Source organism: Aquamicrobium defluvii, from assembly GCF_004363725.1.
Lineage (GTDB): Bacteria > Pseudomonadota > Alphaproteobacteria > Rhizobiales > Rhizobiaceae > Mesorhizobium > Mesorhizobium defluvii.
The window spans coordinates 1-2,989 of sequence record NZ_SNZF01000069.1 but is presented as its reverse complement, the minus strand read 5'-3'; the positions used below and the strand labels follow the sequence as shown (position 1 = coordinate 2,989).

The 2,989-nt window shown below is 57.6% G+C and carries 2 protein-coding genes and 1 pseudogene; all 3 read left to right on the top strand.

Annotated features, from left to right (window positions below; genetic code table 11):
- Window positions 1-359: helix-turn-helix domain-containing protein (locus DES43_RS22070; protein WP_133676447.1), on the top strand; the 359-nt coding region annotated here is incomplete at its 5' end.
- Between the two features lie 397 nt (window positions 360-756).
- Window positions 757-2,538: an HAD family hydrolase gene (locus tag DES43_RS22065; protein WP_245514627.1), complete on the top strand. Its 1,782-nt coding sequence runs from the start codon at window positions 757-759 to the stop codon at window positions 2,536-2,538.
- Window positions 2,535-2,989: pseudogene (locus tag DES43_RS22060) on the top strand (phosphoribosyltransferase-like protein); the annotation flags it as partial. The gene DES43_RS22065 and the pseudogene DES43_RS22060, both read left to right, overlap by 4 nt.

Genomic DNA, 2,989 nt, shown 5'->3' with positions numbered 1-2,989 from the left:
TGCTGGCGTTTGCCGTCGGGCTACGGGAAATTCCCCGTGAGCGCCGACGTGCACGCGACCGGACGACAAGGTTGATTGCATTTCTGGACGCGATGGGCGCTGCTGCTGGTGTTGGGATGAAGGACATCGGTCGCCTGACGCTTGCGAAACGGCAGCTTGAGCGGAAAGCCTTGGACAAGCGATCGACGAGCAGTCTTCCGATTGCCATCGAACTTCTTTTGTCGCGGCCGATCGTATCGGCGCACATGATTGCGAAGTCGGCGAAGATATCCCCTCGCGGCGCGTTGAATTTGATCGGAGAGCTCGGGGTGCGCGAGTTGACGGGAAGGAGCCGGTATCGGGCGTGGGGAATTATTTGATCGAAACACACAGATACGTCCCTCAAATTGAATGTCAATTGTGCCAGAGTGTCCTCATTGTTTTCTGATTCTAACAACCGGCAACGAGAAATGCCGAAAACAACTGTTGATATTCTTCTCGAGGTGCGGCGATGCACTCCGCGAACCAGGTTGGCGATATAAAAGGGGGTATTGACTTCGCTGGGATGTGATAGGGTGTTCATGTTATGTTCCCGTGAGGTTTGGGGGTGATCAAATGGCAAAGCCATACGAATTGGAAATATCGCGGCTAGAAGAGACTTTTCGATGGGCCAGTGCGACCGATATTAGTGGCCTGGAGGGAGCGGTCAAGCATGCCGGCCTCTCGCCACTTGCGGCGGTCGGGTCTGGAGGGTCTCTGACGGCCGCGCAGGTACTCGTGGCGCTGCATCAATCCTATACGGGAAAGCCAGGGATTGTTCAGACTCCGCTTGAGGCGGTTGATACCGTGTTCGAAGCCGCAGTCAGCCAATGGCTTTTGACTGCTGGAGGCACGAATGTCGACATCAACGCTGCGGCGAGGTCCCTCATCGAGCGAGAGCACCGTCAAATCGCAGTCTTGTGCGGCCGCGCCAACAGTCCAATCACAGCTATCTGCGAGCGACACCCATTCGTAGACCTGTTGGTTTTTCCTCCGCCGGCGGGAAAGGATGGATTCCTAGCGACCAACTCTCTGCTCGCCTTCTCAACACTTCTCGCGCGAGCCTACGTTTCGGTCTTCGGCGACCCCGCAGATTGGAATGAAGTTTCCGATCTCGTCGCCCCCCTCCTTGATGCGTCGAGCAAACCAGTTCTGACTTGGCGCGGCGCAGCGGACGGCCTGTGGCAGCGATCAACGACGATCGTCCTCTATGGACCGGCCACGAAAGTCGGCGCGACAGATATTGAGTCAAAATTCACTGAGGCCGCGCTCGGAAACATTCAACTGGCGGACTACCGCAACTTCGCTCATGGACGGCACCACTGGCTCGCAAAGCGTGAGGATCAAACTTCGGTCTTGGCACTCGTCGCCGAAGACGACCGTGAGCTTGCCAAAAAAACGCTGAGACTCATCCCCAAGGAGGTGCCTGTCGCGAGCCTTGACATCCCGGGCACCGGTCCGGCGGCGCTGCTCGGATCACTCCTTGCTGCGCTACGCGTCACCGGGTGGGCGGGCCAGGCTCGTGAAATCGATCCTGGGCAGCCCGGAGTTCCGGAGTTCGGCCGCAAGCTGTATCACTTGAAGCTGCCAAAGAGAGAACGTCGAGGTACAGCGCCGCGGATCGAAGCAACCGCCGCTGCGGCAATCCGGCGAAAGACAGGTGAGAGCGTCCACCTGCTCCAAGGGAAGAACACCTTGGACTTCTGGCGCCAGGCGCATCGCGATTTTATTGACCGGCTAGAGAAGACGACCTTCGCAGCCGTGGTCTTGGATTACGACGGAACGGTCGTAGATACGCGCGAGCGGTTTGAACCCGCCCGACCCGAAATTGCTGGCGAGCTCCAAAGGATTGCTGACAGCGATGCCATATTGGCCATCGCCACCGGTCGGGGTGTATCGGTACGGAATGACCTCAGAACGGTGTTGCCTCGTAAGGTTTGGGAGAACGTTGTGGTCGGTTACTACAATGGCGCCATGATCGGTTGGCTCGCAGATGATGCGCAGCCAGATGGTACCGATGAAGTTTGCCCAGAACTGAAGACCTTGGCAGATGCCCTTGCCGAAAGCCACGAACTTTCTGGCGCGGCAAGGCAGACCAATCGGCGCTACCAAATTACGCTGGAGCCGATCCGTTTCATGGCAGAAAACCGGCTATGGGACATTGCCCATCAGGTCGTCCTTCAAGTCGGCTGTACTGACGCCATTATTACCCGGTCGAGCCACTCGATCGATATTGTTGCAAGCGGCGTTTCAAAAAAGAATGTGGTCCGTCATCTGCAGGATCAGGTGAGAGGCCACGACATTCTCACGATCGGTGACCGCGGAAAATGGCCGGGCAACGACTATGCGCTCCTCAGTACCCCTATGGGGCTCAGCGTTGACGAAGTAAGCGTGGACCCGAGCAATTGCTGGAATCTGGCGGAACCCGGGCAACGTGGGATCGCCGTCACCCGCATGTATCTTGGCGCATTGGATTCCGCAGAGAAAGGTCTGAGGTTTCGAAAGGGGGCGCTGCCATGAACGAAGACCTCGGCCTTCGGATCCTCAGCGAGATCATGCAGTGGAGTGACGACGAGGCTCGAAAGGAATTTCGTTGGCTGCGCTTGATGGCCCGCTTGAAATACGACGGTTATCGCGACTTCCAAGCCGGAATGCGTTTTATCGAGAGCCTTGCCACCTGGCTGCAACAATTCTCCACAGCGGACCAGCGAAAGACGGCGTATGAATTTGCCCGAAATGCAATCGTCTACATCGGCCCGAGCGAGATGCAGAGGCTCGTGGAGCAGATGTATCCGAAGTTCGTTCGAGACCGCCTGGTTCGCATGGTCGCCAATGAAAAAGGGATTCCACCTTACAGGGTTTATGCCGACGCGGATGCGAGGGCTGCGGTCGAGCGGCTGCGACGCCAAACGCTGTTTATGGGTCTCAGCGACGGGGCCCGGATCGACGGACTGAGGCACAGCAACGTTGG